24 protein-coding genes and 2 pseudogenes are annotated in these 26,666 nt (G+C 69.5%); 21 read left to right on the forward strand and 5 right to left on the reverse strand.

Features of this window, described 5'->3' with window-relative positions; genetic code table 11:
• Both NT132_RS08830 and NT132_RS08835 read right to left on the reverse strand, forming a co-directional pair.
• Positions 1-1,096: DUF222 domain-containing protein (locus NT132_RS08830; protein WP_297787527.1), on the reverse strand; the 1,096-nt coding region annotated here is incomplete at its 3' end.
• Between the two features lie 231 nt (positions 1,097-1,327).
• Positions 1,328-2,704, reverse strand: coding sequence for an NADP-dependent succinic semialdehyde dehydrogenase (locus NT132_RS08835; RefSeq protein ID WP_297787529.1), 1,377 nt, complete (start codon positions 2,702-2,704; stop codon positions 1,328-1,330).
• Between the two features lie 161 nt (positions 2,705-2,865).
• On the opposite strand from NT132_RS08835, the gene NT132_RS08840 reads away from it, so the two are divergent.
• The 16 genes and pseudogenes from NT132_RS08840 (at position 2,866) to NT132_RS08910 (ending at position 18,792) form a co-directional block, all read left to right on the forward strand.
• On the forward strand, positions 2,866-3,543 hold the full coding sequence (locus NT132_RS08840) for a GntR family transcriptional regulator (protein WP_297787531.1): 678 nt from the start codon (positions 2,866-2,868) through the stop codon (positions 3,541-3,543).
• A gap of 102 nt (positions 3,544-3,645) precedes the next feature.
• Positions 3,646-4,452: pseudogene (locus NT132_RS14365) on the forward strand (ABC transporter substrate-binding protein); the annotation flags it as partial.
• 187 nt (positions 4,453-4,639) lie between these two features.
• The gene (locus tag NT132_RS08845; RefSeq protein WP_297787742.1) at positions 4,640-5,419 is read left to right on the forward strand and encodes an ABC transporter permease; all 780 of its coding nucleotides are present in this window, start codon (positions 4,640-4,642) and stop codon (positions 5,417-5,419) included.
• Entirely contained in the window at positions 5,416-6,177 is a 762-nt protein-coding gene (locus tag NT132_RS08850; RefSeq protein WP_297787533.1) for an ABC transporter permease, read from the forward strand. The genes NT132_RS08845 and NT132_RS08850 overlap by 4 nt, the downstream gene beginning before the upstream one ends.
• 11 nt (positions 6,178-6,188) lie before the next feature.
• The gene (locus NT132_RS08855) at positions 6,189-6,989 is read left to right on the forward strand and encodes an ABC transporter ATP-binding protein (protein ID WP_297787535.1); all 801 of its coding nucleotides are present in this window, start codon (positions 6,189-6,191) and stop codon (positions 6,987-6,989) included.
• 23 nt (positions 6,990-7,012) lie between these two features.
• Positions 7,013-8,032 (forward strand): dihydrodipicolinate synthase family protein, encoded by a 1,020-nt coding sequence (locus tag NT132_RS08860; protein WP_297787537.1) that lies wholly within the window; start codon positions 7,013-7,015, stop codon positions 8,030-8,032.
• Positions 8,033-8,125: 93 nt separating this feature from the next.
• Positions 8,126-9,133, forward strand: coding sequence for a hypothetical protein (locus NT132_RS08865; protein ID WP_297787539.1), 1,008 nt, complete (start codon positions 8,126-8,128; stop codon positions 9,131-9,133).
• 37 nt (positions 9,134-9,170) lie between these two features.
• Positions 9,171-10,769 carry an FAD-binding oxidoreductase gene (locus tag NT132_RS08870; protein ID WP_297787541.1) on the forward strand — a complete coding sequence of 533 codons (1,599 nt, stop codon included), beginning with the start codon at positions 9,171-9,173 and terminating at the stop codon, positions 10,767-10,769.
• Positions 10,770-10,880: 111 nt separating this feature from the next.
• The gene (locus NT132_RS08875; RefSeq protein ID WP_297787543.1) at positions 10,881-11,648 is read left to right on the forward strand and encodes a cyclase family protein; all 768 of its coding nucleotides are present in this window, start codon (positions 10,881-10,883) and stop codon (positions 11,646-11,648) included.
• A gap of 48 nt (positions 11,649-11,696) precedes the next feature.
• Complete coding sequence (locus NT132_RS08880) at positions 11,697-11,990, forward strand: putative quinol monooxygenase (RefSeq protein WP_297787545.1); 294 nt, start codon at positions 11,697-11,699, stop codon at positions 11,988-11,990.
• On the forward strand, positions 11,990-12,958 hold the full coding sequence (locus NT132_RS08885) for a fumarylacetoacetate hydrolase family protein (protein ID WP_297787547.1): 969 nt from the start codon (positions 11,990-11,992) through the stop codon (positions 12,956-12,958). Before NT132_RS08880 ends, NT132_RS08885 begins: the two co-directional genes overlap by 1 nt.
• 136 nt (positions 12,959-13,094) lie before the next feature.
• The gene (locus NT132_RS08890) at positions 13,095-14,021 is read left to right on the forward strand and encodes a LysR family transcriptional regulator (RefSeq protein WP_297787549.1); all 927 of its coding nucleotides are present in this window, start codon (positions 13,095-13,097) and stop codon (positions 14,019-14,021) included.
• A gap of 116 nt (positions 14,022-14,137) precedes the next feature.
• Positions 14,138-14,851: an SDR family NAD(P)-dependent oxidoreductase gene (locus tag NT132_RS08895; RefSeq protein ID WP_297787551.1), complete on the forward strand. Its 714-nt coding sequence runs from the start codon at positions 14,138-14,140 to the stop codon at positions 14,849-14,851.
• A gap of 172 nt (positions 14,852-15,023) precedes the next feature.
• On the forward strand, positions 15,024-16,169 hold the full coding sequence (locus tag NT132_RS08900; RefSeq protein WP_297787553.1) for a substrate-binding domain-containing protein: 1,146 nt from the start codon (positions 15,024-15,026) through the stop codon (positions 16,167-16,169).
• Positions 16,166-17,776: a sugar ABC transporter ATP-binding protein gene (locus NT132_RS08905; RefSeq protein ID WP_297787555.1), complete on the forward strand. Its 1,611-nt coding sequence runs from the start codon at positions 16,166-16,168 to the stop codon at positions 17,774-17,776. The genes NT132_RS08900 and NT132_RS08905 overlap by 4 nt, the downstream gene beginning before the upstream one ends.
• A complete protein-coding gene (locus NT132_RS08910) occupies positions 17,773-18,792 on the forward strand; it encodes an ABC transporter permease (RefSeq protein ID WP_297787557.1) in 1,020 nt (339 codons plus the stop codon). The genes NT132_RS08905 and NT132_RS08910 overlap by 4 nt, the downstream gene beginning before the upstream one ends.
• A gap of 99 nt (positions 18,793-18,891) precedes the next feature.
• Here the strand turns inward: NT132_RS08910 and NT132_RS08915 are convergent, their stop codons facing one another.
• Entirely contained in the window at positions 18,892-19,674 is a 783-nt protein-coding gene (locus NT132_RS08915; protein WP_297787559.1) for an IclR family transcriptional regulator, read from the reverse strand.
• Positions 19,675-19,791: 117 nt separating this feature from the next.
• Here NT132_RS08915 and NT132_RS08920 point away from each other — a divergent pair, with 117 nt between their 5' ends.
• From NT132_RS08920 to NT132_RS08930, 3 genes and pseudogenes are all read left to right on the forward strand, one after another.
• Positions 19,792-20,568 carry a CoA transferase subunit A gene (locus tag NT132_RS08920; protein ID WP_297787561.1) on the forward strand — a complete coding sequence of 259 codons (777 nt, stop codon included), beginning with the start codon at positions 19,792-19,794 and terminating at the stop codon, positions 20,566-20,568.
• A gap of 2 nt (positions 20,569-20,570) precedes the next feature.
• Positions 20,571-21,224, forward strand: coding sequence for a CoA transferase subunit B (locus NT132_RS08925; RefSeq protein ID WP_297787563.1), 654 nt, complete (start codon positions 20,571-20,573; stop codon positions 21,222-21,224).
• A pseudogene (locus NT132_RS08930) lies at positions 21,221-22,367 on the forward strand (acetyl-CoA C-acetyltransferase). Before NT132_RS08925 ends, NT132_RS08930 begins: the two are co-directional and overlap by 4 nt.
• Positions 22,368-22,539: 172 nt before the next feature.
• Here the strand turns inward: NT132_RS08930 and NT132_RS08935 are convergent.
• Together NT132_RS08935 and NT132_RS08940 are read right to left on the reverse strand one after the other, a co-directional pair.
• A complete protein-coding gene (locus NT132_RS08935) occupies positions 22,540-23,898 on the reverse strand; it encodes an NtaA/DmoA family FMN-dependent monooxygenase (protein WP_297787566.1) in 1,359 nt (452 codons plus the stop codon).
• A 58-nt stretch (positions 23,899-23,956) separates the two neighbouring features.
• Positions 23,957-25,435 (reverse strand): peptide MFS transporter, encoded by a 1,479-nt coding sequence (locus tag NT132_RS08940; protein WP_297787569.1) that lies wholly within the window; start codon positions 25,433-25,435, stop codon positions 23,957-23,959.
• Positions 25,436-25,496: 61 nt separating this feature from the next.
• On the opposite strand from NT132_RS08940, the gene NT132_RS08945 reads away from it, so the two are divergent.
• Both NT132_RS08945 and NT132_RS08950 read left to right on the forward strand, forming a co-directional pair.
• Positions 25,497-26,207: a GNAT family N-acetyltransferase gene (locus tag NT132_RS08945; RefSeq protein ID WP_297787571.1), complete on the forward strand. Its 711-nt coding sequence runs from the start codon at positions 25,497-25,499 to the stop codon at positions 26,205-26,207.
• 21 nt (positions 26,208-26,228) lie between these two features.
• Positions 26,229-26,660, forward strand: a complete 432-nt coding sequence (locus NT132_RS08950) for a DUF1801 domain-containing protein (protein WP_297787573.1) — start codon at positions 26,229-26,231, stop codon at positions 26,658-26,660.
• Positions 26,661-26,666 lie beyond the last annotated feature (6 nt).

Below are 26,666 nucleotides of genomic sequence, written 5' to 3' on the forward strand. Positions count from 1 at the left end.
CGCCGTCGCGTTCGACGAGGGCGAGTTTCTGGGCGGGGGTGAAGAGGCGTTTCGCTCTGCCCCAGTCGAGGATGTCGCTGTTCCCGCCGAGGACGCAGGGGATGATCTGCGCGTCGGCGGCGAGGCGCCGGGCGGTGGGGATGCTGACCGGGGCGGGGATCCCGTCGATGGTCGCCGACCCGGTCCCGGCCTGCAGGTCTTCCAGGGTCATCCGCACCACGACGGTGGTGGCGGGGTGTTGCGGGATGCTGTCGCACCCGAGGGCATGCCGGCACAGGTCCGCGAGCGCATCCGCCCGCATCTGCGCCACCGTGCGGGTGTCCTCGATGACCGGGCCGGCGTCAGCGTCACCATCCCGTGCCGCATCCCGCCGGCGGCGGAGCATCCCGGTGACGAGTCCTTCGACGGCGGCTTTGACGGGTGCGGCGGTTTCGGGGTCGAGTCGGCCGGAGAGGACGAGCATCCCGTCGCGGTCTTCATGGATGGACAGGGCACGGTTGCTGCGTCGTTCGGTGTCGCGGGGTTCGACACCGTCGGGGTCGAGGTGCGCTTCGGCGCGAAGGATCAGCTTCTGCAACTGATCCAGCGTGAGCCCCGGGGCGCGGTTCACCAGCATCCGCTCCAACCGGTCGAGGGCTGCCGGGTCGGCGCGTAGCGCGAGCCTTTCGCACGCGGCGACGATCACCCCGGCCGCGAGCGCCCCGATCGTGGTCGCGTTCAACGCGGCGGCGACGTGCGGGTACTTCGGCGGGGCCTGATGCCCGGTGAGCGTCACCCGCGGTGTGGTGGACTCACCGATCCGCATCGCCCGGGCAGCTTCCCCGGTCGTGGTGCCCACCACGGTGGAGATCATCACCGCCGCCGACCGGAACCCGTTCTTCCGGGCCAGGGAATCCGCACCCAACTCCGTACGCGACTGCCGGCCGATCTCCGCCGCCACCGGCGCGAGCGCCGCATCCGCTGCCCGCCGAAGCGTGCCGAGCGCCTCGCTCAACGCCACCAGCTCACCCGCACCGAGGCCCTCCGGCCGCCCGGTCGGGCACAACTCCCGGGCCCGGTCCAGGGCCCGGTGTGCGGTGGTGAACAGATCCTCCATGGGAACAAGTGTACGAACGACCTCCGACATTGAATCGAAGAAATGTTCGCAAGGACGCGAGAGTCACCCACCGGACACAACGGCGGAGATCATGCCCGGAACGGGCCCGGGGGGCCCGAAACACGACCTATCCCGCACGATCTCCGCCGTTGTGCCGCGCATCGGCGTCCGGCCGCGCGCCTCGGCGCCCGAACAAGGACGGAGATGCTCAGCGACCCCGGGTGATCGAGCTCAGGCCTTCCACACCGTCTGCAGATTGCAGAACTCGCGGATGCCGGCCGCTGCGAGCTCGCGGCCGACGCCGGAGTCCTTCACGCCGCCGAACGGCAGCTCGGGGTACGACGCGGTCATCCCGTTGATGAAGACGGCACCCGCATCCATGTTCCGGATGAACCAGTCTTCCTCGTCCGCATCCTGGGTCCACACCGAGGAGCTGAGGCCGAAGGTCGTGCCGTTCGCGATCCGCAGCGCCTCCTCGCGGTCGGCGACCCGGTACACCGTGGCGACGGGGCCGAAGGCCTCCTCCAGGTGGAGCCGCATCTCGGGGGTCACGCCGGTGAGGACGGTGGGCTGGTAGAACCAGCCGTCACGGTCCGGCACATACCCGCCGACGACCGCGGTCGCACCCTTGGCGACCGCATCCGCGACCTGGCCCTCCAGCTCGTCGCGACCCGACTCGGTCGCGACCGGACCCACGTCGGTGCCCTCATCGAGCGGGTCGCCCACGGTGAGCGCCGTGACCTTCTCGGCGAACAGGCGGAGGAACTCGTCGTACACGTCGGTGTGCACGATGAAGCGCTTGGCGGCGATGCACGACTGGCCGTTGTTCTGGTTGCGGGCGGTGACGGCGACGGATGCGGCGCGCTCGATGTCGGCGGAGGGCATCACCACGAACGGGTCGGAGCCACCGAGCTCCAGCACCACGTGCTTGACCTCGGATCCGGCGATCGCGGCGAGCGACCGCCCGGCGGGCTCGGAGCCGGTGAGAGTCGTGGCCTTCACCCGCGGGTCCCGCAGCACCTTCTCCACCCGGGACGCGGGAATCAGGAGGGAATGGAACGCCCCCACCGGGAAGCCGGCCCGCTCGAACAGGGTGTCGAGATAGAGGGCCGCCTGCGGCACGTTCGATGCGTGCTTGAGCAGGCCGGTGTTGCCGGCCATGAGTGCCGGGCCGGCGAAGCGCAGCACCTGCCAGAACGGGTAGTTCCACGGCATGACCGCGAGCACCACGCCGATGGGCGAGTAGCGGGTGCCGGCGGCGGAGGCGCCGACCGAAGACGGGTCGGCCAGCTGCTCGGGCGCGAGGAACTCCTCCGCGTGGTCGGCGTAGAACCGCAGACCCTTCGCGCACTTCAAAATCTCGGCGCGGGCGCCGGCGATGGGCCGGCCCATCTCGATCGTGATCATGCGGCCGAGCATCTCGACGTCGTCCTCGAGCAGCTGTGCCGCCGCGCGCATCCATTCCGCGCGCTGCGCGAAGGTCGTGGCGCGCAGTTCCGTGTACGCGGCGTGGGTGGCGGCGATACGGCGTTCCACCTCGGCGTCGTCGTGCGCCTCGAACTCCTGCTCGGTCTGTCCGGTGAACGGGTTGACGGTGGCGATGGGCATGGTGAGGCCTCCTCATCGAGCGGGCGGGACGTGGCGAGCGTACGACGGTATCCGAAGCGGCGTCCACCTCTCGACAACGATGGCTCCCATGGTGCGGGCAACTGGACGTACGCCCGGATATTGGATATTCATGGCAGATGACCCCTCTGACGCCCCGGCGCATGACGGACGAAGTCGCGCGCATCCTGCGCGATCGGATCGTGCGCGGCGAACTGCCCGCTGGAAGTCGACTAGAACTTGCGACGCTCGCGATCGAACTGGGCGTGAGCCGAACTCCCATCCGCGAGGCAATCTTGCAGCTGGAGACCGCCGGACTGGTCCAGCGACAGCCCTATCGCGGAACCGTGGTCGCGGGGGTCGACCCGCTGCGTCTGGAGGAAGTCACCGCCCTGCGAATCGACCTCGAAGGACGGGCGGCTCTCCTGGGCGTGCCGCGCCTGACCGACGACGACGTCGCGCGGATGACCGCCATCCTCGATGAGCTCGAAGCGCGTCATGACGACGAGGACTTGGCGACGGTCTTCAACGAGCTCAACCGCGCCTTCCATGACGTGCTCTACCGCGCGGCCGGCGCACCGGTCCTGACCCGTCTCATCGAGACGCTGGGGGCGGAGGCGGACCGGATTCGCCTGCATTTCGACCTCCGCTCACCGCTGGCGGAAGTCTTCCACCGCCAGATCCTTGCGGCGTGCCGGGACCGGGATGCGGATGCGGCGGCCCGCGCCACACGCCTGCACCTGTTGGAGTCCTATTTCGGCATGCGGAACCAAGGGCGTGACGTCACGCCAGGCATCCTCGCGGACGTCCTCCACGAGCAGGGCATCGTCGTTCCCGAGTAGCTCGCCAGCGGGTGATGGTAGCCATCACGCTGAGCGCTGTGCGGATAATTGATATTGGATATTCTTCGAGGAAACCTTCCAACGGAGCAAGGAGACTCACACATGACTCGCACCACGACACGGCGCGTCGTCTGGCTGGGCGTAACGGTTGCCGCCGCCATCGTCGCCACGGGATGCAGCGCGTCCACCGGCGCGGCTTCGACGGGCTCCGGACCCGCGGAGCTCGTCGAGCTGGCCGTCGGCGTCACCCCCATCGCGAACGCCGCGACGTTGTATCTCGCAGATGAACTGGGCTATTTCGAGGACGAAGGCCTCGACGTCACCCCGACGCTCGTCCAGGCCGCCGCGGCCGCCATCCCGTCGCTCCTGAACGACGAGTTGCAGTTCGCGCTCATCTCCCCGGTGCCCACGCTCACCGCCGCGTCGAAGGGCCTGGGGGTCGCCATCGTGGCTGCCAACGACCGGTACGGATCCGGACCCGACTACCTGGACGCCGCGGCGATCGTCGCGGCGAGCGGCAGCGGACTCACGAACGTGAGCGACCTGGCGGGCAAGACCATCGCGGTCGTCGGACTGAAGTCGGCGCCCGAGCTTGCGACCCGCCTCGCGCTAGATGAAGCAGGCGTCGACCCCTCCGGTGTCGAGTTCGTCGAGATCGCCATTCCGGACATGCTGTCCGCGCTGCAGTCGGATCGCGTCGACGCAGCGCTCATCACGGACCCCTTCCTGTCCCAGGCCAAGGCCGCGGGGCTCACCGTGCTGTCGCAGCCGTTCGTCGAGGGCATGCCGGATCAGGTGGGCACGACGTGGGTGACCAGTGCCGGCTTCGCGCAGGCGCATCCGGATGAGGTCGACGGGTTCACCGCGGCCATCGCGAGGGCGGTGGACTACGCCCTCGCGAACCCCGACGCCGTCCGCGACATCATGGGCGAGTTCACTCAGCTCTCCGACGAGGCTCGCGCTCAGAGCCTGCTGCCGAAATACTCGTCCTCGCTGATCGAGGACGCGAGGACGATTTGCAGTGGATCGCCGACGCGATGCACGCGCAGGGCTTCATCGCCGAGGAGTTCGACGCGACAGGTGTCCTGTGGCAGCGATGACCGCGGCCGGTCGGCGGCACAGCGCCGTCGCTTGGAAGGCGGGGTTCGTCCTCGTCCTCCTCGCGGCGTGGCAGCTGGCCGCCGCAGGCGGTCGGCTCGGTGCGGTTCCCACACCCGTCGCGGTGTCCGTCTCGCTGGTGCAGATCTTCGCCGACGGAACGGTGTGGTCGCCGCTCGCGATCACGCTGGGGTCGTGGGCCGTCAGTTTCATGCTCGCGACCGTCATCGGCGTGCTGGTGGGCTTCGCCTTGGGGATGAGCCGGCTCGCGTACCGCATGTCCGCTCCCCTGCTGGACTTCCTGCGGACCATTCCCGCTCTCGCTCTCGTGCCGCTGATCGTTCTGATGTTCGGCACGGGGATGGAGAGCACGGTCTGGCTCGCCACGTTCGCCGCGGTGTGGGCGGTGATGCTGCAGACCATCTACGGCGTCCGCGACATCGACCCGGTCGCGCGCGACACGTTCCGCTCCTTCCGGGTCCAGCGGATCGACTCGCTGGCGCGGCTGACGCTGCCCACGGCGGCGCCGTACATCGCCACCGGACTCCGCCTGGCGGCTGCCATCTGCCTGCTGCTGACGTTGAGCGTCCAGATCGTCATCGCCGCACCGGGCATCGGTCAGCAGATCGTGGTGACGCAGCTGGGCGGGGCGATCCCGCAGATGTACGCCTACATCGTCCTCAGCGGATTGCTCGGGATCGGTATCAATGCACTGTTCGTGGCGGCGGAGCGCTCGGCACTGAGATGGCACGTCTCGTTTCGGCGGGTCGAGCAATGAGCGCTGTCCTGCGCAACGTCGGTCTGGGCCTCATCCTGCCCATCGTGCTGGTCGTGGTGTGGTGGTTCGGAAGTGAGAACTCGACGTCGTTCTACTTCCCGCCGCTCACCCGGATCCTCGAGACCTTCGTGGATCTGTGGGTCTTCGACCTGTTCCCGGTGCACGTCGTCCCCAGCCTCATCGCGATCGGTCTGGGGCTGCTGGTCTCGATCGTCGTCGGCGTCGCACTGGGGGTGGCGCTGGGGCTGTTCCGTGTGGCCGCCGAGGCGACCAGCCCGGTGCTGCAGTTCCTGCGGTACCTCCCCGCGGTCGCGTTGCTGCCGCTCGCGATCCAGCTGATCGGGATCGGGCTGGAGATGCGAGTGACCATCATCGTGCTGGGCGCGGTCTGGCCCATCCTGCTGAACACCATGGACGGAGTGCGCGGCGTCAGCCCCGCCCTGCGCGATGTCGCCCGATCGGTGCGCCTGCGCCGGGTCGACTGGATCTTCCGCATCGTGCTGCCCGCCGCCAGCCCGCAGATTTTCGCGGGCATCCGCGCGAGCCTCGCCGTCTCCGTCGTCCTCATGGTCGCGAGCGAGCTGCTGGGGTCCAGCCGGGGAATCGGCTACTTCATCCTCGAGGCTCAGCGGCAGTTCTCCATTCCCGAAATGTGGTCCGGGATGATCCTGCTGGGCCTGATCGGCTACATCCTCAATGTCTTCTACGGCGTCGTCGAGCACTACGTGCTCGCCTGGCACCGACTGTCGCGTGGTTGAAAGGTTGTGACATGAGCGACTCCGCTCCCCGAACGATCCTCTCAGTGGAACATCTCAAGAAGGGTTTCGGTGACCGTCTCGTCCTCGAGGATGTGACGTTCACGGCGCAGTCCGGTGAGTTCGTCTGCATCGTCGGACCCTCCGGTGTCGGCAAGACGACCCTGCTGCGCGCTCTCGCGCAGCTCGCCACCCCCGACAGCGGGCGCGTCGTGCTGGACGGCCGCGAGGTGAACGAGCCGCCGGAGAAGATGGCGGTCGTCTTCCAGGACTACAGCCGTTCCCTGATGCCGTGGATGCGTGTCGAGGCCAACGTCGCGCTGCCGCTGCTGCGCTCCCGCCTGTCGAGGGCGGAGCGGCGGGTACGCGTCCACCGGGCGCTGGCGGACGTCGGGCTCCCGGACGCCGCCGGGCTGTACCCGTGGCAGATGTCCGGGGGGATGCAGCAGCGCGTCGCCATCGCGCGGGCCCTGGCGTATCAGCCGGAAGTGCTCATCATGGACGAGCCCTTCGCCTCGGTGGACGCGCAGACCCGCGCAGACCTGGAAGACCTGATGCTGGACCTACGCAATCGCCTGGGGGTCACCATCGTCCTCGTGACCCACGACATCGACGAGGCCGTGTACCTCGCCGACACGGTGATCGTGATCTCCGGCCGCCCGGCATCCGTGGCCGCGACCGTCCGGGTGCCCTTCGGCACGGATCGGGATCAGATCGCCACCAAAGCCACGCCCGAATTCCTCCGGCTTCGAGCGGAGATCCACGACCTCATCATGCGCCCGCAGGCGCCCGCGGCTGCGGGCGCTCGCGCCTGACCCTCACAGAGAAGAGAACGCACATGGCCAGCTACACCAAGTCCGAGGCCCGGGAGTGGGCGCGCGAGCGGCTCGTCGGCGCCGTCAACTGCACCATCCCGTCCTTCACGAACGACCTGACCCGTCTCAATGAGAAGGGCATCCGGCACGACATCAGCCTGGCGAAGGAACACGGGTTCCTGGGCTCGCTCGCCGTATCCGAGGTCAACATCACCCTCCCCGAATACCTGCAGTTCCTGGAGATCGCCGCGGACGAGGCGAAGTCCGACATGGTGATCGTGCACCACGCCTCCTGGAGCACGCTGGAACAGAACATCGCCGCCGTGAAGGGCGCCGAGGCCGCCGGAGCCGAACTCGTCCTCCTGGCGTACCCGCCGAACTTCTACCCCGAATCAGAGCAGGAGATCTACGACTACACGAAGGCGGTCTGCGACGCCACCAACCTCGCAGTGATCCTCTTCCCCATGTTCCTGTGGGGCTTCAGCACCCGCATCCACCCCTCCGACATCCCGGCCCGTCTCATCCGTCGCCTGCTGGACGACGTGCCGAACATCGCGGTGATCAAGGCGGAGGGCGGCTTTCCGAGCATCATGGGGATCGTCGAATGCCACCGCCTGTTCGGTGAAGAGGTCGTCATCTCGTGCCCGATCGAGGGTGAACTGCTGCCGCTGGGCCAGCTCATCCCGCTGCAGCTGTCGGCTACCAGCGACCACGAGTTCTGGGGGCCTACGATCCCGGCGGCGATGAGGCTCCTCGCGGAGGGGCGGTTCGACGACGTCACCGATCTGTACTGGAAGATGCATCCCGCGCGGAAGGCGAAGTCGGCCGTGTCTCAGCAGCTCAACGGCGGTCATTTCATCGACCGACAGCTGTGGAAGTTCCAGGGGTGGCTGCGCGGGTACAACGGCGGTCCGCTGCGTCTTCCCACGCAGAAGATCCACGACCCGCAGATGAATCAGCTCCGGAAGGGCCTCATCGACTCCGGCTTCGAACCGAGCATGGACCCCTTCCGCGACTTCTTCGTCGGACGCAACCCCGCCTGACCCGTTCATCGCCATCGCCCGTCACCTCCGAGGAGAGACCATGATCCGTTCCACGCTCCATCCGGCCCCGTCGGCGGACTCGGAGGCCGGGCGATGAGCGACGACGGCTTCGTCGCCGACCCTCCCACACTGCTGCTCACCGATGCGGACGTCGCCGCCCTCGCCGACGTCGATGCGGCTGTCGCCGCGCTGCGAGACGCCTACAGCCGGCCCGAGGTCGCCTCCTCCACTCCGGAACGTGCGGTGGCGACGACGGCAACGGGATGGCAGCGGGTGATGACCGCCGCCCCTCCGGGGGGCGCATACGCCGGGTCGAAGACCATCTCCGCATCCCTGCAGAACGGGCTCGTCAGCTATCTCATCACGCTGTTCGATCAGCGGGACTCCCGGTTGGCCGCCCTCATCGACGGCAACCGCATCACGGGGCTGCGCACCGCGGCGACCGCGGCGGCAGCGCTCACCTCACTTCTGCCCGATCGTCCCGTCAGCGTTGCCGTCGTGGGATCCGGATTCGAAGCCGGAGCCCAGCTGCGCGCCGCCGCCCGTGTGGCCACGATCGAGCGGGTGTGCGTGACGAGCCCCACACCGGCCAATCGTGAGCGTTTCGCCGAGGAGCTCTCCGCCGAACTCGGGATCCCCGTCGACCCGGTCGGTGCGGCCGCGGAGGCCGTGGCGGGTGCGGGTCTCGTGCTGTGTGCGGCGCGGTCCCGGGACGAGACGCCGACCGTGCTGGCCGATTGGGTCGACCCCGATGCGACCATCGTGTCAGTGGGATCGACGACCCCCGCTCAGCGCGAGCTCGACCCGGCACTCATCGGTCGCGCGTCGTTCATCGTCGCCGACGCCCTCGCCGAGGTCCTGCATGACAGTGGCGACATGATCGCCGCGCGTGCAGCGGGCATCGACCCGGATGCCGTCACTGTGTCGCTGCACGACCTGCTCGGTGGGCGCGCCATCCGGCCCGAGCGCGGCATCGCGATCTACAAGTCCACCGGGAGCGGCTTCCAGGACATCGTCCTGGCGTCGCTGATCTATGAGCGGGCGCGCGCCGACGGCCGCGGCATCCCGCTGCCCTCGGGCATCCTCACCATCCGCAAATAGCGCACACCTCCATCCCTCGTCTCAACGGAGAGAACCCATGACCACACCCGACTTCCTGCCCGCCGTCCGCAGCCTCATCCCGGCCGACACCGTCCGCCAGGCGCTGGCCGAGATCGCCGACACCATCGGCGCCGACCGCGTCCTGGACGCGCCGGCGGCGGCAGAGTTCCGCGACCCGTTCCAGCCGGCAGGGTGGGATGCGTTCGCCACCGCGGGCGTCGTCCAGCCGGAGAGCGTCGGCGAGGTGCAGGCCATCGTCCGCATCGCGGCCGCGCATGGCGTGCCCATCTGGGCGCAGGGGCAGGGGCGGAACAACGGCTACGGCGGCGCTGCACCCCGCGTGTCCGGGGGGATCACGCTGAACTATCGGCGGATGAACCGGGTTCTCACGATCGATGAGGACCTCGGCTACGCGCTCGTCGAACCGGGCGTCAGCTTCCAGGACATGTACGACGCGCTGGAGACGGCCGGGTCCGGGCTGATGGTGTCCGTCCCCGACCTCGGATGGGGGAGCCTCGGGGGGAACTCGCTCGACAACGGACTGACCTACCTGCCCAACGGCAAAGACTTCGCGGCCGTCTGCGGAATGGAGGTCGTCACCGCCGATGGCGAACTGCTGCGCACCGGAATGGGCGCCATGGACGGCAACGAGTCCTGGAACCTCTACAAGCGCAGTCTCGGTCCCTCGCTCGACCAGCTGTTCATGCAGTCGAACTTCGGCGTCGTCACGAAACTCGGCATCTGGCTGCAGCCCAAACCCGAGGTCATCACGCACGTGCACATCGACGTCCGGCGGGACGAAGACCTCATCCCGCTCGTGGACACGCTGCGCCGGCTCCGACTGGACGGCACCGTCGACGGCGTCCCCTGCATCCTCAACACGCTGTTGATCGCCTCGACGATCGCACCACGCTCGCACTGGGACGATTCCGACCCCTCGGTTCCCCTGACGGACGCAGCGATCGACTCGATCGCCGCGCGGATCGGCATCGGGCGGTGGCATCTCCGGCTGGCCCTCTACGGGGATCGCCCCGTCAACACCCACCAGCTCGAAAAGATCGAGCTGGCGTTCGGGACGATCCCCGACGTCTCCATCCGCTCCACCACGACCACGCCGGAGGAATGGCCGACCCTCCCCGACCCCTCCGACCGGGTGTACGCGGGTGTCCCTAACCTTGACTGGAAGGATATGGGTGGATGGTATGGCGGCTCGCACGGCGGTCACATGAGCTTCGCGCCGGTGGCCCCCCTCACCGGGCAGAAGGTGTTTGAGCTCCAGCGCTGGTTGCGCGGACGATTCGAGGCGCGCGGCATCGACCACACCGCCGACCTCATCGTTGTTGGTGCGCGATCCCTTGTCAGTGTGGCGGGCATCACCTTCGACTACGACGACGAGGCGGCCACCGCGCACGCATACCGCACGATGCAGGACCTGGTCGCCGAGGCGGGGCAGATCGGCTACGGCGAGTATCGCGCGCACCTGCAGTTTATGGACCTGGCGCAGGAGCAGTACGCCTTCAACGACCACGCCTATCGGCGCTTCGTGGAACGCATCAAGGATGCGGTGGACCCCCAGGGCATCCTCAACCCCGGCCGCCACGGAATCTGGCCTGCTGGCCTGCGCAACCCCGTCTGAACCGCATCCGTCTCCGCGACACCCTCTCCCGCCGATGCCAGCTATGGGCGGGGGCAGGTGTCGCGGACACGGTCGCGCCCACAGGATGGAGGCGCTGACAAAGGAGTTCCCATGCGTTTCGTCGACCTGTCGATGCCCCTGGACGACGTCATCCCCGTCGATCCGCCGTTCCTGCGGCCGAAGATCGAGTACAAGGACCACATCGGTGGCCTGAAGGACATGTACGCGATGTACGGCATCCGGCCCGATCAGCTGCTCGACGAGCAGGGCCTCGCGGCGGAGACCGTGACCATCACGACCCACGCCGGCACGCACGTCGACGCCCCCTGGCACTACCACCCGACGATGAACAACGGAGAGCGGGCCTGGACGATCGACGAGGTGCCGATCGACTGGTTCTTCCGCCCGGGCGTGAAGCTCGACCTGCGCCACCTGCCCAGCGGCCACCTCGTCACCCCGGACGACATCGATGCCGAACTCGACCGCATCGGCTACACGCTGCAGCCGTTCGACATCGTGCTCGCCAACACCGTGGCAGCCGCCGCATACGGCCGGGACGACTACATCGACACCGGCATCGGGTTCGGCCGCGACGCGACTCTGCACCTCACCGGCCAGGGCATCCGCGTCGTCGGCACCGATGCCTGGGGCTGGGACCTCCCGATCGCCGCGAACCGCCGGCTCTTCGAAGAGACCGGGGATCCCTCGGTCGTCTGGGAGGGTCATAAGGCGGGAGCCGAGGTCGGCTACTGCCAGATCGAGAAGCTCCAGCACCTCGAAGACCTCCCCGCCTTCGGCTTCACCGTCGCCTGCTTCCCGGCCAAGGTGCGCGGCGCCTCCGCCGGCTGGACCCGCGCGGTCGCCCTCTTCGACGAATGACTCCGGGCAGCATCCGCTGACCGTCAACCCACCCTGAAAGGACCACTCATGGCCTTTGTCTGCACCGCAACCTGGATCGCCAAGCCCGGCGAGGAGGAGACCGTGCGCTCCGCGCTCGAAAAGCTCTCCCCCGCCTCCCGCGAGGAGCCTGGCAACATCTACTACCAGGCGCACCAGAACCCGGACGAGCCGAACATCTTCCGCATCTTCGAGGTCTACGACGATGAGGAGGCGTTCAAGAAGCACGCCACCTACCCGCACTTCGAACAGTGGGCGCTCGGACAGGCGATCCCCGCCCTCGAGACGCGGCAGCGGGACTTCTCCCACACGCTGGACTTCTGATGCCCCGCTACGCCCGCTACATCGGGGACAACGGCCTCACCCACACCGGCATCATCCAGCACGGCAGCGTCCAGGACCTGCCGGGTGACCCCGACATCCTCGCACTGCTGCAGGGTCCCGAGGATGTCCGCCGCGACGTCCTGGTGCGTGCCGGCAAGCAGCAGCGCCGGCCGATCGCGGACGCGACGTTCGCGGTGCCGGTGCAGCCGCGCGCCATGCGCGACTTCCTCGTGTTCGAGGCGCACATCGCCGGGATGAAGAAGAACGAGCCCGGTGACGGCACGGTGCCGCCGCAGTGGTACGAGGCGCCGGCGTTCCTGTTCATGAACCCCTGGTCGGTGGTCCCCGCGGGTGCCGACATCCCGATGCCGCCGTTCACCCAGAAGCTCGACTTCGAACTCGAGGTCGCCATGATCGTCAAGGACACCGTCCGCGACGTTCCGCTGGAGGAGGCATCGCAGCACATCGCCGGGTTCTGCCTTTTCAATGACTGGAGTGCACGCGACATCCAGGGCAACGAGATGCGGGTGGGTCTCGGGCCCAACAAGGGCAAGGACTTCGCCAACACCCTCGGCCCGTGGATCACGACGCCCGAGGAGCTCGAGCAGTTCCGCGAGGGCGACCGCTACGCGCTGGAGATGTCGGTCGCCATCAACGGCGAGGTCGTCGGCACGGACAACCTCCGCAACATGTCGTGGTCGTTCGAGGAGATGCTCGTGCACGCCTCCCGCGACGCCTGGGTTGGCGCGGGTGACGTGCTCGCGACGGGCACCGCATCGCAGGGTGCGCTGTCGGAGCGCTGGGCGCGAGCGGGCGGGGAGCTCATCATCCCGCCGCTGCAGGTCGGCGACGTTGTCACGATGACCGTCGAAGGCCTCGGCTCCATCTCGAACCGCATCGTCGAGACGACGAGCCCGGGCTACCGGGTCCCGCCGGCCCGGCGCACCTACGGTCCCGACCGCCTCTGACCCGTCGCCGAGCCACCCCTGTGCGTGCGACACGTACAGGGGTGGCTCGCGTGTAATGGGGTGGCTCGGCGTGGAGGGATGCGGATGCGGGTCGGTCGATATGCTGGGGCGGGCGTGAAGGGGCGTTTACGAGAGCATGGATGATCTGCGCGGCATCGACATCAACCTCATCGTCGTGCTCGATGCCATCCTCACCGAACGCAGCCTCACCCGTGCCGGGGAGTCCATCGGTCTCACCCAGCCTGCGGTGAGCGGCGCGGTGGCCAAGCTGCGCAAGCTCCTCGACGATCCGCTGCTGGTCCGCAACGGCCGCACCTTCGACCTCACCCCGCGTGCCCTGGCGCTGCAACCGGTGGTGAGTGAGGCCATCATCGAGGTCGGCCGCACCTTCAACCTGCGGCCGATGTTCGATCCGCGCACCAGCGACCGGCAGTTCCGGCTGACCGCATCCGACTACGCCCTGTCCGTGATGACGGCACCGCTGTTGCGGGTGCTCGAGGAGGCGGCGCCGAATGTCTCGGTCGAGTTCGGGTCGCTCAACAACATCGGCCCCGTCGATCTGCTCCGCGAGGATGTGGCCATCGCCTCCGCCGCGCACGGCGTGCCCGGAAAGCGCCAGTCGCTGTTCTCGGACAGCATGGCGTGCATCGTGCGCCGCGGGCACCCGCGGCTGAAGGACGGGGCCCTCGACCTCGTCGACCTCGCCGAGCTGCCCTACGTCCAGGTCGCGTTCGCGGAGCACGTGGTGATGTTCGCCGACGACGCGCTCGAGGCCGCCTCCGTCCGCCCGCATGTGGCACGCAGCGTCCCGGGCTTCCTCCCGGTTCCCTTCCTCGTCTCCGGCACCGACATGTTCGGCTTCGTTCCGACGCGCGTCGCGGAGCTCTACGGCGCGCAGCTGGATCTGACCGTCGCCCGCATCCCGCTGCCGCTGGCGACCCTCGTGGAATCCGCGTTCTGGCATCCCTCGCGCAACAGCGACCCGGCCCTGCGGTGGCTCCTCGGCATCCTCCGCACCGTCGCGGAGCTCGTCGAGTTCGACACGGACGTCCAGCCCGCCTGAGTCCCTCCGGGCAGCGTCCGGATGCCTGGTATGCCGGTCGCGGTCTGCACCCGGCCCGCATCCCGGCCCTAGCGTGGGCGTGGTGGCATCGCCGCCGCCGCCGAAAGGGGTCCGAGATGACCGAACGCACCGCCGTCGTGACCGGAGGAGCGCGGGGGATCGGCGCCGCCATCGTCGCGCGCCTTCGCACCGCAGGCCTTGTCGTCGCGAGCCTCGACGTCATCGACCCGGCGGCGCCCCGCGACGGCGTGATCGACGTGCACGCCGACATCTCCGACCCGGATGCGGTCGCCTCGGCGATCGAGCGGGTCGGGCGGGAGTCCGCGCCGCCGGCCGTCGTGGTGCACTGCGCCGCCTTCCAGAAGGCCGTGCCGTTCGACGAGCTCAGCGCGGCCGACTGGCAGCGCACCTTCCGCGTCAACGTGGACGGCGCGTTCCATCTCATCCGCGCGGCGCTTCCTGGGCTCCGCGCTGCGGGCGACGGGCGCATCGTCGTCATCACCTCCTCCAGCTACGTCACCCCGCCCGCAGCGATGAGCCACTACATCGCCAGCAAGGGCGCGCTGACCGGCCTCGTCCGGGGCCTCGCGACCGAGCTCGGACCCGACGGGATCACCGTGAACGCGGTGGCTCCGGGTCTCACTCGCACCGAGCACGCCGTCCACGACATCCCCGACGCGCACTTCGCGCTGGTGCGCAGCCGGCAGGCGGTGCCGAGATCGGGGGAACCGGACGACATCGCCGCGGCCGTCGCGTTCCTCGCCTCACCGGATGCGGCTTTCATCACCGGTCAGACCCTCCTCGTCGACGGAGGTGAGGGCAGGATCTGAGCGGCCGAAGCGATACGCTCATCGAACTGGGCGATGCCACCCATCGCAGCCCCCGCGTTCCCGAACCCGCGGCGGGCTGGTGTGATGAAGCGCTGGCATGGACGCCAGTACCCGAACGAGGCGAAGGCGCCGGCACCTCGGCACTCGCCTCCTGACACAGCAGGAGTGTCTCGTGAGATCACAGAAGAAGTTCGCGATCGCGACAGCAGTCGTCGCCGTCGCCGTCGCCCTCGCCGGTTGTACCACCGGTGACACCACGGACCCCGCCGCCAGCGGCGACACCACGGAGCTCAGCGCCGAGGCTCAGACCGCGCTGGACACCGCGTACGAGGGCATCGGCTCCGACCTCGCCGACCTGACCCCCGTAACGCCCGAGGCGGGCCTCAACTTCTACGTCATGTCGTGCGGCGAGTCGAACCCGACCTGCTCCGCGCCGGCCGCCGCCATGGCCGAGGCCGCCGAGACGGCCGGCTGGAACGCCACGATCGTCGACGGCAAGCTGAGCCCCGAGGGCTTCGCGACCGCGATCCGCCAGGCCGTCGCCGGCGGCGCGGACGTGCTCGTCCCAGTCGGCATCAGCTGCAGCGCGGCGCAGGCCGCCTTCCAGGAAGCCCACGACGCCGGCGTCACCATCGTCGGCGGGGGTGGCGTGGACGACTGCGACCCGAAGCTGTGGGACGCCGAGCGTCTCTGGCTCGAGGACGCGCCCGTGCCCAGCCCCTTCATGGCGATCGGCAAGCTGCAGGCCGACTACGTGTTCGGCAAGACCGACGGCGACCCGAAGACCGTCGTCGTGAACATGACCAGCAACCCGTGGGGTGGCCTGGTGACCACCGCCTTCGAGGACGAGATCACCGCCCTCGGTTCGGGTGAGGTCGTCGAGGTTGTCGACGTCTCCGACGTCGAGAGCGCCGACGGTTCCATGAACCAGAAGATCGTCAGCGTGCTGCTGGCCAACCCCGACGCGAACTCGCTGGTCATGCCGACCGACGGTTACCTCGTCAACGGCCTCGCCGCCGCCATCGACCAGGCCGGTCTCGCGGACAAGCTCACGGTCGTGGGCGGGTTCGGATCCGAGGGTGCGCTCGACATGATCCGCAACGGCCAGCCCGGCATCACCGCCACCGTCGGCCAGGCGCAGATCTGGGAGTCGTGGGGTTCCATCGACACCGCCATCCGCGCGCGTGCCGGTGAGGACGTCGCCTTCATCGGGCAGTCGGTGCAGGTGGTCGACAAGGACCACAACCTGCCGGACTCCGGCCCGTACGACGGCAGCATCGACTGGAAGTCCAAGTTCCTCGCGGCGTGGGGCAAGTGACCGACGCCCTGGCGAACCCGGGAGCGGCAGGGGTAACCCCTGCCGCTCCCGGCGCGCCGGACCGCGGGGGTCTGGCGCTGCAGATCCGTCACCTCGACAAGAACTTCAGCGGGACCCGTGCGCTCAACGACGTGTCCCTGGCCGTCCGCCGCGGCACCGTGCACGCCCTCCTCGGCGGCAACGGGTCGGGCAAATCGACCACGATCAAAATCCTCGCCGGCGTCTACACCGCGGATGCGGGTGAGCTTGAGATCTTCGGGCGACCGATCGATCTGCACGGCTACACCCCCGCGACCGCCCAGAGCTCGGGCCTGCGCTTCGTGCACCAGGACCTGGGACTGTTCGACGACCTGTCGATCGAGGAGAACTTCGCCCTCGACAACGGGTATCCGCGCCGCGGCCCCGGGATCGACTGGAAGAGCCTGCGCGCGCACGTGTCGCGCCTGCTCGCCGAGTACGAACTCGACATCGACCCGCGCACGCCGGTGCGCAAGCTCCGCCCGTCCGACCAGACGATGGTCGCGATCGCGCGGGCACTGCAGGACCAGGATTCGGCGCAGGAGCTGCTGCTCGTCCTCGACGAGCCCACCGCGCGGCTCGCGGCGCAGGAGTCCGAGCTGCTCCTCGAGCGCGTGCGCCGACGGGCCGAGCTCGGTCAGACGGTGGTCATCGTTAGCCACCGGTTGCGCGAGGTCCTCGCGGTCTGCGACGACTTCACGATCTACCGCGACGGCCGTGTGGCGGGCGAACTGGTCGCCACCACCCCCACCGAGGACGAGCTCATCGAGATCATGGCCGGCCGTTCGGTGCGGGCGCTGCGTCCGACCGGCGAGGCCGAGCACGCCGACCGGACGCCCGTGCTGAGCGTCGCCGGGCTGCGCGGCGGACCGGTGCGCGGCATCGACCTCACCGTGCACACCGGCGAGATTCTCGGACTCGCGGGCCTGGTCGGCTCGGGGCGGTCCAGCGTGCTGAAGATGATCTTCGGCGAGCACGCGCCCGACCAGGGCACCATGACCCTGGAGGGGGCGCCCTACGCTCCCGCCGCGATCGGCGACGCCATGCGCGCCGGCGTCGCGCTCGTCCCGGAGGACCGAGCCGGGGAGGCCGCCTTCCCCGACCAGTCCGTCACCGAGAACCTGGCACTGGCGACCCTCTCCGAGAACTGGACGGCGGGCGTCATGCCGCGCGGTCGCGAACGCAGCGCCGCGCAGACCCTCATCGCCGACTTCGGGGTGAAGGTCGCCGGTCCGGACGCGCTGTTCTCGTCCATGTCCGGCGGCAACCAGCAGAAGGTCGTCCTCGCGCGATGGATGCAGCGGCATCCGAAGCTCCTACTGCTCGACGAACCCACGCAGGGCGTGGACGTCATGAGCCGCGCCGACATCTACGCCATCATCCGCCGTGCGGCGGCGGAAGGCTGCGCGGTCATCGTCGCCTCCAGCGACCTGGGCGAAATCCACGCCCTGTGCGATCGCACTCTCATCCTCAGCCGCGGCAAGATCTCCGACGAGGTCGCCGCCGGCACTCTCGACGTGGACGGGCTGACCAGCCTCGTGCTGCGCGAGAAATCCGTCACCGACGCCCCCACGGAGGCACAGCCATGACCCAGACGAGCACTCCGCCCTCGACGGCGACCGTCTCCATCCCGGTGAAGCGCACCCCGGCCCCGGTGCGGCTGCTGGAGAACTTCGCGCTGCCGCTGCTCGCGGTGGTCGTCTACGCGTTCTTCTCCTTCTTCCCGCTGTCGTCCACCTCGTTCCCGACCATGAACAACCTGAACGTCATCCTGGGCAGTCAGGCCGTGGTCGCCCTCATCGCGATCGCCGCGCTGTTCCCGCTGATCTGCGGGTACTTCGACTTCTCGCTGGGGGCCACCGCCGTCATGGCGCAGGTCATGACCGCCGGCCTGATGTCGGTGTTCGGCCTGCCGCTGTGGCTGTCGATCCTCATCGCCCTGGTCCTCGGCACCCTCGTCGGCGTGGTGAACGGCTTCTTCGTGACCCGGCTCCACATGAGCCCGTTCGTGACGACCCTCGGTATGTCCATGCTGCTGGCGGGTCTCATGAGCTGGTTCACCGGCGGTCAGACCTTCGTCAGCGGGATCGACCCGGCGCTGATCAAGTTCGGTTCCACCCGCCTCGCCGGCATCCCGGTGGCCTTCTTCATCACCCTGATCGTCGCGGCGATCGCGTGGTACTTCTTCACCCACACCCCGTACGGGCGGTCGCTGTACGCGATCGGGTCGAACGCGACCGCCGCGAAGCTCGTCGGCCTGCCGGTGAACAAGAACGTGTGGTGGAGCTTCATCATCGCCGGCTTCATCTCCGGTCTTGCCGGTGTCCTTCAGCTCGCTCGGGTGGGCAGCGCGACCGCATCCGACGGGGGCACCCTCCTGTTCCCCGCCCTGGCTGCGGTGTTCCTGGGTGCGACCGCCATCCGTCCCGGCTTCTTCAACGTGATCGGCACAATCGTCGGCGCCATCTTCGTATCGGTGTCGGTCAGCGGCCTGGCGCTGTCGGGCGCGAGCGGCTGGGCGTCGAACGTGTTCAATGGCGTCGCGCTGCTCGCCGCCGTCGGCCTCTCCACGTACCTGGGCCGCCGCCGCCGCACCGGCAGCTGACCGCACCTCGGGTGGCAGCCCGGGCGGGGTCGCGGATGCTGGTTCCGCCGTTGCTGCCACCTGAGCGTGCGTGTCGCGGCGCGCCCGAGCGGCTGACGGTCAGCGCGAGGCGGCGATGCGCGTGGAGAGCTGGTGCGCGTGCGCGAGCAGGATGCGGCCGAGCTCGGCGATCCGCTCCGGGGTGTACCGGAACTGCACCCCGGTCAGGCTCAGCGCCCACTGCGGGTCGCCCTCACGGGTGAAGACCGCGGCACCCAGCCCATAGCTGCCCTCGACGATGAGCCCGGGGTTCACCGCGAACCCGCGGGCGGCGGTCTCCGCCAGCCGCGCCCGGAGCCGCGCCTCGCCGTGAGCGGCGCCCCATTTGTCGGGCAGCTCCGGATGCCGATCGAAATACGCGTCCACATCGTGGGGCGGCAGGAAGGCGAGGATCGCGAGACCGGCCGAGGCGACGCCCAGCGGAAAGCGCACCCCCTCGGACAGGACGAAGGAGCGGATCGGGAAGCTCCCCTCCTCGCGCAGCAGGCACACCGTCTCGTCCCCGCGGCGCACCGACAGGAACGCGCTCTCCTCGGTACGCACCGCAAGCGAGCGCACGATGTCGCGGGCGGTCGCGGTGACGTCGTACCGCGCGGCGGCGACAGTGCCCATGAGATACAGCTCGGGGCCGACGACCCAGTGCCCTGTCGCGTCGTCCTGGTCGACGAGGCCCTCCTGTCGCAGCGCGCTGAGGATGCGGTGCGTCGTCGGTCGCGACAGCCCCGCGGCCGACGCCAGCTCGCCGGTCGCCGCGCCCCCGGTCCCGCCACCGGTGACCAGCCGCAGCAGCCGTGCCGCGCGCCCGACCGCCTGCGCGCCCGCCACCTGCCCGTGTGTGTCCACGATATGGACGCTACGCGGCGAGGGTTCCACATGGCAAGCGTGTGCTGTGCGCGCGGCATCGTGTGCGCGCAGGCTGGAGCGGAGCCATCCGGCTCGACCCGGCACGAAGGAGTCCGCGTGATCGACAAGCAGGTGTCCACCGCCGCGGCGGCCGTGGCCGACATCCCCGACGGGGCGAGCATCGCGGTCGGCGGGTTCGGGCTCTCCGGCAACCCGATGATCCTCATCGAGGCACTGCTCGCGCTGGGTGCGACCGACCTCAGCGTGGTCTCCAACAACTGCGGCGTCGACGACTGGGGGCTCGGCGTGCTCCTGAACGCCCACCGCATCCGCAAGATGACCTCGTCGTACGTCGGTGAGAACAAAGAGTTCGAGCGGCAGTTCCTCACCGGCGAGCTGGAGCTCGAACTCACCCCGCAGGGCACGCTCGCCGAGAAGCTCCGCGCCGGCGGATCGGGCATCGCCGCGTTCTTCACGCAGACCGGTGTCGGCACCCAGGTCGCCGAGGGCGGGCTGCCCCGCCGCTACGCCTCCGACGGCTCGGTCGCGGTCGCCTCCCCGGTGAAGGACGTCCGCGCCTTCGACGTCGACGGCACCGCACGCGACTACGTGCTCGAGGAGGCGATCGTCACCGACTTCGCGCTCGTGCACGCCGCCGTCGGCGACCGGCACGGCAACCTCGTCTTCCACAAGGCCGCCCGCAACTTCAACCCGCTCGCCGCGATGGCCGGGCGCGTGTGCATCGCCCAGGTCGAGCGCCTGGTGGAGCCGGGGGAGATCGACCCCGATGCGGTGCACCTGCCCGGCGTCTTCGTCCACCGCGTCGTGGAGGTCGGTCCCGACATCGAGAAGCGCATCGAGAAGCGCACCGTCCGCACCGAAGGAGGGGAGTGACCATGGGACTCACCCGCGAACAGATGGCCGCCCGTGCCGCGCAGGAGCTCCGCGACGGCGCCTACGTGAACCTCGGGATCGGACTGCCGACACTCGTGCCGAACCACGTGCCGGCGGGCGTCACCGTCGTACTCCAGTCCGAGAACGGCATCCTCGGGGTCGGGCCGTATCCGACTGACGACGCGGTCGACCCCGAACTCATCAACGCCGGCAAGGAGACCGTGACGGTGCTCCCGGGCGCGTCGATCTTCGACTCCGCGACGAGCTTCGGCATGATCCGGGCCGGCAAGATCGATGCCGCCATCCTCGGCGCCATGCAGGTGTCGGCGACCGGGGATCTCGCCAACTGGATGATCCCGGGAAAGATGGTCAAGGGCCCGGGCGGCGCCATGGACCTCGTGCACGGCGCCGGGCGGGTCATCGTGCTGATGGAGCACACCGCCCGCGACGGCTCGCCGAAGATCGTCAACGACTGCTCGCTGCCGCTCACCGGGCGCGGGGTCGTCGACCGCATCATCACCGACCTCGCCGTCATCGACGTGACCCCCGACGGGCTCGTGCTCGTCGAGGTGGCACCGGGCGTGAGCGTCGACGAGGTGCGCGCCGCGACCGAGCCGGATCTTCTCGTTCGCATCGAATCTAAGGTGGAGGCATGAACACCGACGACGTCGTCATCGTGGCCGCGGCCCGCACCCCGCAGGGGCGCCTCAAGGGTCAGCTGTCCGCTTTCACCGCCCCGCAGCTGGGTGCGTTCGCGATCCGCGGCGCGCTCGAGCAGGGCTCGATCCCCGCGGATGCGGAACGGTCAGCACCCCGCCCGGCAGGCCGCGATCGGCGCGGGCCTCGGCTGGGATGTGCACGCCGCATCCGTCAACAAGGTGTGCCTGTCCGGCCTCACCGCGGTGATCGACGCCGCACGCATGATCCGCTCGGGGGATGCCACTGTCGTCGTCGCCGCCGGAATGGAGTCGATGACCCGGGCGCCGCACCTGCTCATGGGCTCGCGGGAGGGCTGGTCCTACGGCACCGTCGAGGTGCTCGACCACATGGCCTACGACGCCCTGACCGACGCCTTCGACCACGAGAGCATGGGCGCCTCGACCGAGCGGCACAACGAACGGTACGAGATCACGCGCGCGGAGCAGGATGCGGTCGCCGCGCGTTCGCATCAGCGCGCCGCCGCAGCGTACGACGCCGGGGTCTTCGACGCCGAGCTCGTTCCCGTCGAGGTGCCGCAGCGGAAGGGCGATCCGATCCGGGTGACGCGTGACGAGGGCATCCGCCCGGACACCACGGTGGAGACCCTCGCGGGTCTGCGCCCCGCGTTCGCGCAGGGCGGGTCGATCACGGCCGGCAACTCCTCGCAGATCTCCGACGGCGCCTCGGCGGTCGTCCTCACCACCCGTGCCCACGCGGATGCGGTGGGCTGGCCGGTCCTCGTGGCGATCGGTGCCGCAGGTCAGGTCGCCGGCCCCGACAACTCGCTGCACGCGCAGCCCGCCCACGCCATCGCGCAGGCCTGCGAGAAGCAGGGCATCACGCCGGCGGACCTCGACCTCGTCGAGATCAACGAGGCGTTCGGTGCGGTGGTCGCCCGGTCGCAGCGCGAGCTCGGCATCAGCGACGACGTCGTCAACCCGCACGGTGGCGGCATCGCCATCGGGCACCCGGTCGGCGCCTCCGGCAACCGGCTCGTCGTGCACGCCGTGCACGAGCTGGTCCGTCGTGGTTCCGGCACCGCTGCGGTCGCTCTCTGCGGCGGCGGCGGGCAGGGCGACGCCCTCATCCTCACCCGCTGAGCGCGCCCGCGCCCCGCTGCAGGGTTTGCGTCCGCTTCGGCGGCTCCGCATCCGTCACACCCGTGCACAACGGCGGAGATCATGGCCGCGACGGTCACTGCAACCGGTTGCGCAGCGTCACCGGATCACGATCTCCGCCGTTGTGTCTGAGCGGGTCGGGGAAAGGTGGGCGTCAGTGGCGGTACTTCACGGCCGGATGCGGCGCGGCGAGGCGCGGCGTCGCGGAGGCGGTGAGCCGCTCCCGGAGGCTCCCGCCGCGCGGCTCCGCCGGCAGGAGCCCCCGCTCGCGGAGGATCGGCATGACCTCGGCGATGAACCGGCGGTGGCTCTCGATCCCGCCGTAGGTGCATTCCATCAGGAATCCGTCGATGTCGCCGTCGCGCGCGATCGCTTCGAGCTGGTCGGCCACCTCGAGTGCCGTCCCGGTGGCCTTGAATCCGCCGGACTCCGAGGTGATCTGGTCGAGCAGGGCGCCGACCGTCGGGGTCGCCGGGTTGTCGCCCCAGAGCGCGAACGTCGTCTTGCTGCCCTGCGGGTCGAGGTCGGCGAGCAGGGTGTCGTGGCCGAGCGCGGAGAGGTCGACGCCGGTCCAGCCGAGGAACAGCGCCGCCGCCGCATCCCGTGAGGGCGCCGCATCCAGGTCCGCCCGCTCCGCCTCCGCCTCCGCCGTCGTGTCGCCGACCACGACCGACACCCCGTTGAGCACGACGAGCTCCCGGCCGTCGGTGCGGGCGCGAGCGCGCAGGTCGCCGATGTGCGCGGCCGCCGAGGCGGTGTCGCGGTACGACGTGAAGATGCATTCCGCGTAGGCGGCGGCGAACTCCTTGCCCCGGTCGGAGGTGCCCGCCTGGAACAGCGTGGGCGTCCGCTGCGGCGACGGCGTGGCAGGGAAGTATCCGTCGAGCGAGAAGTAGCGGCCGTCGTGCCGGATGCGGTGCACCTTCGCCGGATCCGCGTACACCCGCGCGGCCTTGTCGGCGACGACGGCATCGTCCTCCCAGGCGCCTTCCCACAGCTGCAGCACGAGCTCGACGAACTCGGTCGCCCGGTCGTAGCGCTCGCCATGCGGGACGACGGCGTCCATGCCGAGAAGGCGCGTGAGCGCGTTCTGCTGGTCCGTGGTGACGATGTTCCAGCCGATCCGGCCGGCAGTGATGTGGTCGAGCGTCGTGAAGGTGCGGGCGTGCAGGTACGGCACCTGCGAGGTGGTGGATGCAGTGACCACGAAGCCGAGCCGGTCCACGGTCGCCGCGAGGGCGCTGATGAGGGCCACCGGGTCGAGCACCGGCATCTGCACCGCCTCGCGGATGACGGCATCCGGCACCGCGCCGTCGTCCGTCATCGGGTAGCCGAGCGCCTCGGCGAGGAACAGGAAGTCGAAGCCCGCCGCATCCAGCTCCCGTACGTACTCCTGCCAGAAGCCCAGCTCGCTGTAGCGGTGGGAGATACTGCGCGGCAGGTGCCACGTGTGGTTCACGAAGTTGGGGGTGAACTCCTCGTACGCGGCGAGGACGAGCTGTTTCTCCGGCATCCGCTCATGCTGGCCTACGCGCGTTTCGGCGTCGTTTCGACCGCCCGCGCCGGGGTTCTCAGCGCACCCCGCGCATCAGCGCGAGCACGGGCTTCACGCACAGCAGCAGTGCGATGCCGAGTGCCACGGCAATGAGCGCGAGGATCGTGAAGTACGGCACCTCGTTGCTCGGGTCGTAGTACTGGCCGAGCCATCCGGCGATCGCGGTGCCGAGCGCCACCGACAGGAAGAACAGCGCGACCATCTGAGTGTGGAACACGCGCGGGGCGAGCTTGGTCGATACCGACAGTCCGATGGGGGAGAGAAGGAGTTCCGCCACCGTGAACACGAAGAGGATGCCGATGATGCCGAGCAGCGGCGTGGTGTTCGCCCCTCCGTTCGCCCACGGCAGGAACAGCAGGAACGCCGCCCCCATGATGATGGCGGCCAGGGCGAACTTCACCGGCGTCGACGGCTGCCTGCGGCCGAGCTTCGTCCAGAGCGCGGCGAACACCCCGGAGAGCAGGATGATGAACACCGGGTTGATCGACTGCACCCACGACACCGGCATCTCCCAGCCGAACAGGTCGCGGTTGAGTCGCTCGTCGGAGTAGATCGTCAGCACGGTGAACTGCTGCTGGTACAGCGACCAGAACCCGACGCTGACGATCCACAGCGGGATGAACCCGAACACCCGGGAGCGCTCGACCGGATCCAGCCGCTTCGACGACAGGATCACGGCGTAGTACGCGATCGTCGCGCCGATCGTGACGAGGATGACGACCGGGGCGAGGGTGTCGGCGCGGATCACGCCGAGCAGCACCAGCGCCACGATGACCACGAGGCCTCCGGCGCCGATGGCGATCCACCGTGCGTACGCGGTGCGGGGCAGCGGGTTCGGCACGGTGCGGGCGACGGCCGGTAGCCCGCGTCGCCCGATCGAGTACTGGATGAGGCCGAACGCCATGCCGACCGCGGCGAGACCGAACCCGAAGTGGAAACCCCAAGTCTGCTGCAGCAGACCGGTCAGCAGCGGACCGACCAGCGCGCCCAGGTTGATGCCGAGGTAGAACAGCGAGAATCCGCCGTCGCGGCGCGGGTCGTCCTCGGCGTACAGCGAGCCGACCACGGAGGTGGCGTTGGCCTTGAGGCCGCCCGAACCGACCGCGACCAGGATGAGCCCGACCGTGACGCCCGCAATGCCCGGCAGCAGGGCGAGGGCGATGTGCCCCATCATGATGACGATCGCGCTGAAGAACAGCACCCGTTCCGCACCCAACAGCCGGTCCGCGATCCACGCCCCGAGGATCGTGGACAGGTACACCGCACCGCCGTAGGCGCCGACGATGCCGGTCGCCACGGCCTTGTCGATGCCGAGTCCGCCCTCGCTCGCCGTGTAGTACAGGTAGATGAGCAGGATGCCCTGCATGCCGTAGAAGCTGAACCGCTCCCACATCTCCACGCCGAAGATGTGGGCGAGCGCCCACGGCTGGCCGAAGAAGCGGGTGTCCGAAGTCGAGGATGCGGCCGCGGTGCCGTCCCCGGTGTGCGTGCTCATGCGCTCAGGGTAGCGTCGGGGCGCCGGACGGCGGGGTGATCGACGGTGCCAGACTGGGGCGATGAGTGGGGTGCCCGCATCCGTCCGGATCCACCTGATCGACGATGTCGACGAGGTGTTCGCCGCATCCGCCGTGCTGAGCGAGGTGTGGGGCGGCGACCGCACCGGGATGCCCGCGAATCTGCTGCGCGCGCTCACCCACGCCGGCAACTACGCCGCGGGCCTCTACGACGGCGACACGATGGTCGGCGCCTCGGTCGCCTTCTTCGCCGCGCCCGCCGCGCGCTCGATGCACTCCCACATCACCGGCATCCTCCCCTCCCACCGTGGCGGCGGGCTCGGGCGGATGCTGAAGCAGCACCAGCGCGAGTGGGCGCTCGCGCGGGGCGTCGAGCACATCACCTGGACGTTCGATCCGCTCGTCGCCCGGAACGCGCATCTGAACCTCGCCGTGCTCGGCGCGAGAGCCGTCGAATACCTCATCGACCACTACGGCCCGATGGACGACGGCGTCAACCGCGGGGATGAGACCGACCGCATCCTCGTCGACTGGGACCTCACCACCTCGCCCGCATCCGTCCCCGCATCCGAGCGGGTGGTGGCGACCGTCGAGGCTCCGCCCGATATCGAGGCGCTGCGCCTCGCGTCACCCGCCGAGGCGGCCCACTGGCGCCGGCGCGTGCGGCAGGAGCTCACCGGGCACCTCGCCGCAGGCCGTGCGATCGGGGGTTTCGACGCGGCCCGCGGTGGCTACCTGCTCATCGAGCCGTGACAGGCGTGCCACACTGAGGCCATGGAACGCACTGGGGCGGACGTCGGGACGGCGATCGCGAAGACCACGCCCGCCGCCCGCCGTCGGGACGCGGAGACGATGCACGCGCTGATGGCCGAGGTCACCGGCCGAGAGCCCGAGATGTGGGCTGGGGGCATCATCGGCTACGGCGCCTGCCACTACCGGTACCCCACCGGCACGCAGGGGCACTCGCCGATCATCGGCTTCGCCCCCCGGAAGGCTGCCCTCACGGTGTACCTGCTGGACGGCGTCTCGACCCATGCCGCCGCGCTCGCCGACCTCGGTCCGCATCGCACCGGGGTGGGATGCCTGTACTTCCCGGATCTCGCCGGGGTCGACCTCGACCTGCTGCGGACGATCCTCGTCGACTCCTACCGCCGGATCCTCGACGGCGGCACGAGCGAGTACGCGACCCTGACGCTGGTCGACTGAGCTCCG

Origin of the sequence: Microbacterium sp. (genome assembly GCF_026393345.1) — a bacterium.
Lineage (GTDB): Bacteria > Actinomycetota > Actinomycetes > Actinomycetales > Microbacteriaceae > Microbacterium.

Bases quoted from the DNA above. Each gene is read 5' to 3' on its own strand.
- NT132_RS08875 (WP_297787543.1), top strand. From the start codon at position 10,881: ATGCGTTTCGTCGACCTGTCGATGCCCCTGGACGACGTCATCCCCGTC.
- NT132_RS08845 (WP_297787742.1), top strand. From the start codon at position 4,640: ATGACCGCGGCCGGTCGGCGGCACAGCGCCGTCGCTTGGAAGGCGGGG.
- NT132_RS08935 (WP_297787566.1), bottom strand. From the start codon at position 23,898: ATGCCGGAGAAACAGCTCGTCCTCGCCGCGTACGAGGAGTTCACCCCC.
- NT132_RS08865 (WP_297787539.1), top strand. From the start codon at position 8,126: ATGAGCGACGACGGCTTCGTCGCCGACCCTCCCACACTGCTGCTCACC.
- NT132_RS08945 (WP_297787571.1), top strand. From the start codon at position 25,497: ATGAGTGGGGTGCCCGCATCCGTCCGGATCCACCTGATCGACGATGTC.
- NT132_RS08925 (WP_297787563.1), top strand. From the start codon at position 20,571: ATGGGACTCACCCGCGAACAGATGGCCGCCCGTGCCGCGCAGGAGCTC.
- NT132_RS08870 (WP_297787541.1), top strand. From the start codon at position 9,171: ATGACCACACCCGACTTCCTGCCCGCCGTCCGCAGCCTCATCCCGGCC.
- NT132_RS08855 (WP_297787535.1), top strand. From the start codon at position 6,189: ATGAGCGACTCCGCTCCCCGAACGATCCTCTCAGTGGAACATCTCAAG.
- NT132_RS08950 (WP_297787573.1), top strand. From the start codon at position 26,229: ATGGAACGCACTGGGGCGGACGTCGGGACGGCGATCGCGAAGACCACG.
- NT132_RS08910 (WP_297787557.1), top strand. From the start codon at position 17,773: ATGACCCAGACGAGCACTCCGCCCTCGACGGCGACCGTCTCCATCCCG.
- NT132_RS08860 (WP_297787537.1), top strand. From the start codon at position 7,013: ATGGCCAGCTACACCAAGTCCGAGGCCCGGGAGTGGGCGCGCGAGCGG.
- NT132_RS08840 (WP_297787531.1), top strand. From the start codon at position 2,866: ATGACGGACGAAGTCGCGCGCATCCTGCGCGATCGGATCGTGCGCGGC.
- NT132_RS08835 (WP_297787529.1), bottom strand. From the start codon at position 2,704: ATGCCCATCGCCACCGTCAACCCGTTCACCGGACAGACCGAGCAGGAG.
- NT132_RS08895 (WP_297787551.1), top strand. From the start codon at position 14,138: ATGACCGAACGCACCGCCGTCGTGACCGGAGGAGCGCGGGGGATCGGC.
- NT132_RS08885 (WP_297787547.1), top strand. From the start codon at position 11,990: ATGCCCCGCTACGCCCGCTACATCGGGGACAACGGCCTCACCCACACC.
- NT132_RS08880 (WP_297787545.1), top strand. From the start codon at position 11,697: ATGGCCTTTGTCTGCACCGCAACCTGGATCGCCAAGCCCGGCGAGGAG.
- NT132_RS08890 (WP_297787549.1), top strand. From the start codon at position 13,095: ATGGATGATCTGCGCGGCATCGACATCAACCTCATCGTCGTGCTCGAT.
- NT132_RS08940 (WP_297787569.1), bottom strand. From the start codon at position 25,435: ATGAGCACGCACACCGGGGACGGCACCGCGGCCGCATCCTCGACTTCG.
- NT132_RS08850 (WP_297787533.1), top strand. From the start codon at position 5,416: ATGAGCGCTGTCCTGCGCAACGTCGGTCTGGGCCTCATCCTGCCCATC.